Origin of the sequence: Xanthomonas sp. SHU 166 (assembly GCF_000364685.1) — a bacterium.
In the GTDB taxonomy this organism is placed as follows: Bacteria; Pseudomonadota; Gammaproteobacteria; order Xanthomonadales; family Xanthomonadaceae; genus Xanthomonas_A; species Xanthomonas_A sontii.
In genome coordinates this window covers 1-5,084 of the sequence record NZ_AQOJ01000198.1, presented here as the reverse complement: position 1 = coordinate 5,084, position 5,084 = coordinate 1, and the positions used below count along the sequence as shown (strand labels likewise).

The 5,084-nt window shown below is 70.8% G+C and carries 6 protein-coding genes; 3 read left to right on the top strand and 3 right to left on the bottom strand.

The features are described from left to right. Window positions 1-1,559: TonB-dependent receptor (locus D180_RS06940; RefSeq protein ID WP_017912222.1), on the top strand; the 1,559-nt coding region annotated here is incomplete at its 5' end. 325 nt (window positions 1,560-1,884) lie between these two features. After that, on the top strand, window positions 1,885-2,901 hold the full coding sequence (locus D180_RS06935; RefSeq protein WP_017912221.1) for a pyridoxamine 5'-phosphate oxidase family protein: 1,017 nt from the start codon (window positions 1,885-1,887) through the stop codon (window positions 2,899-2,901). Window positions 2,902-2,918: 17 nt separating this feature from the next. On the opposite strand, the gene D180_RS06930 is transcribed toward D180_RS06935, so the two are convergent. Genes D180_RS06930 through D180_RS06920 form a run of 3 tightly spaced genes read right to left on the bottom strand, consistent with a single transcriptional unit; the run spans window position 2,919 to window position 4,218 of the window. After that, a complete protein-coding gene (locus D180_RS06930) occupies window positions 2,919-3,473 on the bottom strand; it encodes a DUF4865 family protein (protein ID WP_017912220.1) in 555 nt (184 codons plus the stop codon). After that, on the bottom strand, window positions 3,470-3,868 hold the full coding sequence (locus D180_RS06925) for a tautomerase family protein (RefSeq protein WP_017912219.1): 399 nt from the start codon (window positions 3,866-3,868) through the stop codon (window positions 3,470-3,472). Before D180_RS06925 ends, D180_RS06930 begins: the two co-directional genes overlap by 4 nt. Continuing rightward, on the bottom strand, window positions 3,868-4,218 hold the full coding sequence (locus D180_RS06920) for a carboxymuconolactone decarboxylase family protein (RefSeq protein WP_017912218.1): 351 nt from the start codon (window positions 4,216-4,218) through the stop codon (window positions 3,868-3,870). The genes D180_RS06925 and D180_RS06920 overlap by 1 nt, the downstream gene beginning before the upstream one ends. Before the next feature lie 101 nt (window positions 4,219-4,319). On the opposite strand from D180_RS06920, the gene D180_RS06915 reads away from it, so the two are divergent. Next, window positions 4,320-5,084: LysR substrate-binding domain-containing protein (locus D180_RS06915; protein WP_017912217.1), on the top strand; the 765-nt coding region annotated here is incomplete at its 3' end.

Below are 5,084 nucleotides of genomic sequence, written 5' to 3'. Positions count from 1 at the left end.
GCGACTACCAGGACCTGCGGCTGAGCTACGGCAGCTTCGCCACGCGCGCACTGCAGTACGCCGTCGGCCATGAGGCCGGCGGCCTGGCGCAGAACTATTTCGTCGGCGCCCAGGCCACACAAGGCGAGCGCGCGCACGACAGCGCGCGCAAGTACACGCTCGGCGGCAAGTGGTTCTACGGCGAGGACGACGACACCGCGCGCATCGGCCTGATCGCCCGCGCCTACCATCTGAAGGCCGATGCGCCCGGCTTCCTCACCGCCGCGCAATGGGACGACGACCGCGACCAGTCGCCGCCGCAGAATGCCAACGACGGCGGCGAGCGCACCCTGCGCCAGGCCAGCGTGCACGCCGACTTCAAGCTCGGCGAGGGCCTGCAGCTGCGCAACACGCTGTACGTCAACCGCTACGACGAGGAACGCCGCGTCACCTTCACCCCCTACCCGATCGGCAACGCACCGCGGCAGCGCCGGCAATGGGACGAAACCCAGACCGGCCTGCTCAGCACCGTCACCTGGCAGGCCAGCGACCTGCTGAGCGTGGAAGGCGGCCTCAACGCCGAGCACCAGAACAACCGCTATCGCCGCTACCGCTATGCCTACGCGGTACCGACCGATTTCTGGAGCGCGCCGGCGCGCGTGCAGAACGACGACCGCTACACGCTCGACAACCTCGGCCTGTACCTGCAGGCGGTATTGCAGCCGACCGACGCGCTGAAGATCGTGCCGGCGTTCCGCGTCGACCGCTTTTCCGGCGACACCACGCTGCCCGGCGGCGTGCACGCGCCGCTGCAGCGCTACGGCTGGATCGACCAGCCCAAGCTCAGCGTGATCTACGCGCTGAGCCCGCAGCTGAGCGTCTATGCTAACTGGGGCCGCACCTTCCAGATCCTCACCGGTTCCACCGCCCCGGCCTACCTGACGCCGGGCCAGCCGGGCGTGCGGCCGTCGATCAACACCGGCAAGGAACTGGGCCTGAAACTGCAGCCAGCCGCCGGCACCGAGGCGCGCGTGGCGGTCTGGCGCCAGGACGCCACCGACGAGGTGGCCAACAACGTCAGCTCCGGCACCACCGTGGGCCTGGGCCAGACCCGGCGCCAGGGCGTGGACCTGCAACTGAGCACGCAACTGGGCGAGCACTGGACGCTGTCGGTGTCGCAGGCGCTGCAGGAGGCCAAGGTGGTCAGCGCCTACAACGCCTCGGGCGAATCGCTGCGCGGTCGCGAGGTGTTCTCGGTGCCGCGCTACATCAGCAACGCCGGCGTCGACTACCGGCCCGATGCGCGCTGGACCTTGGGCGTGCAGGCGCGCGCGCAAGGCGACTACTACATCGACGAGCGCAATGCGCAGGGCAAGTACGGCGGCTTCCGCGTGGTCGATGCCAGCGTGCGCTATCAGCTCGGTCCGCGCACCAGCCTCGACCTGCAGGTCAAGAACCTCACCGACGCTCGCTACGCCTACGTCTGGTACGACAGCTTCTTCTGGGGTGGCAACAATCAGGCGATGTTCTCGCCAGCGCCCGGGCGTTCTGCCTATCTCGGGTTCGAACTGCGGCTGTAGGGCACCTCGCATCACCTGCATCCGCCACAGCGTGCTGCGCAGGCGCGGCTTCAACCGCGACGGGCTTCACGGGAAAGCCCCTGTCGCGGCTGAAGCCGCTCCTTGTATCTGGACATGTCCCCGGCGAGATGAGAGGTGCCCTGTCACGGTGTTGCCTGGCCAAGGACGACCGTAAGTGGCCGGACGCGGCGTCCGCCGCGCTGTGGTACGGTTCCAGGCGTCGCCAGCCTTCGCGCAAGCCTCCCGCTCGTTCACAGGAGTGCTTTGCGATGACCTCTCCCGCTTCGCTCGACCACCGCGTCTTCCGCTTCCGGGAGACATCGCCATGACCGACTTCGTCACCGATGCGGCGCAGCTGCAGGACTGCGTGGGCCGCCTGCCCGGTCCGCGCGACCTGAAGGTGATCGACCACCTGGACGCGCATGCGCTGCGCTGGCTGGCCGCCAGCCCCTTGCTGTTCGCCGGCGTCGCCGGCCAGCGCCTGGCATTGAGTGCGGGCAGCGGTGCACCCGGCTTCGCGCGCGGCGATACGCCGCATTTGCTGTCGATCCCGCTGCAGGCACTGGACACGGCCCACGCGCACGTCGGCGCCGGCTTCGGTTCGCTGTTCCTGGTGCCCGGATTAGGCGAAACCCTGCGGGTCAATGGCCGCATCGCCGGCGACGACGGCACGCGCGTGTTCGTTGCCGTCGAGGAATGCTATCTGCACTGCGCCAAGGCCCTGCTGCGCGCCGACTGGTGGCACGCGGGGGCACAGGCCGACGCCACGCCGCCGGAGACGCCGGAGACGCCGGAAGGTTTGCTCGCCAGTTGCCGGCTGCTGATCCTGGCCACCGCCGATGCCGAGGGCCGCGTCGATGTCAGTCCGCGCGGCGATCGCGCCGGGGCCTTGCTGCAAGCCCACCGCGACGCCTGGTGGTTCGCCGACCGGCCGGGCAATCGCCGCGTCGACAGCCTGGGCAACCTGCTGGCGCGGCCGCAGCTCGCGCTGCTGGCGCTGCGCCCCGGCAGCGCACGCTGCGTGCGCATCGAAGGGCTCGCCCGCCCCAGCACCGACGAGGCGATCCGCAACGCGCTCGCCGTCGATGGACGCGTTCCGCATCTGGCGGTGCGGGTGCTGCCGGCGCTCCTCGAAGAGACGCACAGCCGCGCGCTCGGTCGTTTCGACCGTTGTCCGCCCTCCGCCATCGCACACGACCTGGACCCGCCGGCGATCTTCCGCGACCACGTCCGGCTCAGCGGCGCGCGCGGCGCCCAGGCCACGCTGATGCGCGCGGCGGTCTCGGTGCCCGGCGTGGTGCGCAAAGGACTGCAGGCCGACTACAAAAAGAACATGTACTGAGCAGCCAACCCGCCGGCTCATCCGGCGGCGTCGGTCACGCCGGGCACGCTGAGGTGATGCACGGCATAGCGGTGTGCGGCGGCGTGTTCCGGCGGCAGATCGCGCCACAGGTGAAAACGCAGCCGCGTCCATCCCTGCGGTTCGTAGCCGCACACCGTGGCCAGCACGCGTTCGTCAGGCACCTCCATGTCGTCGGTGTCGCTTCCGCAGGGAGGCGATGGCGCCGGAAGCGCGCGGGTGGCGTAGCGCGCCGAGCGCAGCGCCGCGGACGTCCACGCCGTGGCGACCATCCACGCCTGCACGGTCGGGCGTCCGAAGGCCTCGCACAGCGCGGCGAACGCGGGGCCGGCGAGGAACGCGTGCATCGCCGCCGCATCGCGCCACAGATAGAACGGCGCATACAGGTTCTGCCGGCCGGGCAGCAGCGGATCGCTGCGATCGGCGACCAGGTAGGCCTTGAACTGCAACCCCGGCAGCGTGTCGAGCAACGGCCCCTTGTCGGCGATGCGGCGGCGGATGACGGCCATGTCGTAGTCCGCCGGCAACGCGATGCTGTATTGCATGGCGATCATGCCGGCACTCCGCGGGCCGTGATGCCGGCGCGGCCGCCGCCGAACGACCAGTCCTGCGCCGCGGTGGTGACGATGGTGACCATCACGTCCTCCGGGGCGATCCCCGGCGCGATCGCCAGCAATTCGACCAGGCGCCGGTAGAACGCCTGCTTGCAGGCGTCGCTGCGTTCGCGGCCGGCGGTGATGGCGATGAGCACGAAGCCATCCGAGCGCGGCCCGCCCAAGTAGTGACGGTCGAACACCAGTTCGTCCGGGTCGTGCTGATGGATGACCTGGAAGCAGTCGCCGGCCGGCACCTCGAAGGCGTCGTGCATGGCCTGGTAAAGGCTGGCCGACAGCGCGCGCAGGTAGGCGGGCGCGTGGCCGCGCAGCAGCGAAATGCGGGCGTACGGCATCAGCGCGGCTCCGTCATGGCCGGCCGCGCCGCGGCAGCGGTGCGCAGCAACGGCAGCGCGGACGCCGCACACGGCCAGCCGGCGTAGAACGCCAGGTGGGTGATGGCCTCGGCCAGGGTGTCGCGGTCCAGACCGTTGTCCAGTGCGCGCGCCAGGTGCAGCGGCAACTGCTCCAGTCGCGACAGGGCTACCAGTGCCGCCACCGTGACCAGGCTGCGCTCGCGCGGCGACAGCCCCGGGCGCTGCCACACCTCGGCGAACAGCACCTCGTCGGTGAGGCGGGCGAAGGCCGGCGCGATGTCGCCGAACGCGGCCTGCGGGGAAGGAAACGGCGTGGATGGGTCGGACATCGGAACGTCTCGCAGGGGGAACGGGCACAGCCTAGTCGCGCACAACCTTTCGAAAAATCGGAAAATATCGAAACGACCGTCCGGAAAATCAGGATCGAACGATGCGCCCCATCACCTTCGACCTCGACGCGCTGCGCAGCTTCGTCGGCGGCGTGGAGTTGGGCAGCTTCGCCAAGGCGGCCGAGCGCCGCGGGCGCTCCACCTCGGCGATCAGCGCACAGCTGAAGAAGCTGGAGGAGCAGGCCGGGCAGCCGGTGCTGCGCCGCCAGGGCCGCGGCCTGGCCCTGACCGAGGCCGGCGAAGCCTTGCTGGGCTACGCGCGGCGGCTGCTCGAGCTCAACGATGAAGCGGTCGTGGCCCTGCAGGACACGGCGCTGCAGGGCTGGGTGCGGCTGGGGCTGCAGGAGGACTTCGGCGAGCACATGCTGCCGGACGTGCTCGGGCGTTTCGCCCGCGCCCACCCGCAGGTGCGGATCGAAGCGCGCATCGCCCGTCATCAGGAACTGCTGGCGCGGGTGGAGGCCGGGCACCTGGATCTGGCCCTGGCCTGGGACTCCGGCGCAGCCTCGGCGCATCGGCAGGCGCAAGCGGCGTGGCCGCTGCGCTGGATCGCCGCAGGCGACCGCAGCGCGCCGGACGTGGCCGACTGGAGCGGCGCGGCGCCATTGCCATTGGTGATGCTGGAAGCCCCCTGCCTGCTGCGCACGGCCGCGACCACCGCCCTGGACCGCGCCGGCATCCCATGGCGCATCGCCTTCACCAGCGCCAGCCTCGGCGGCGTATGGGCGGCGGTCCGCGCCGGATTGGGCATCACCCTGCGCACCCCGGCCGGGGTGCCGGCCGGACTGGCCTTGCTGGCGCCCGGC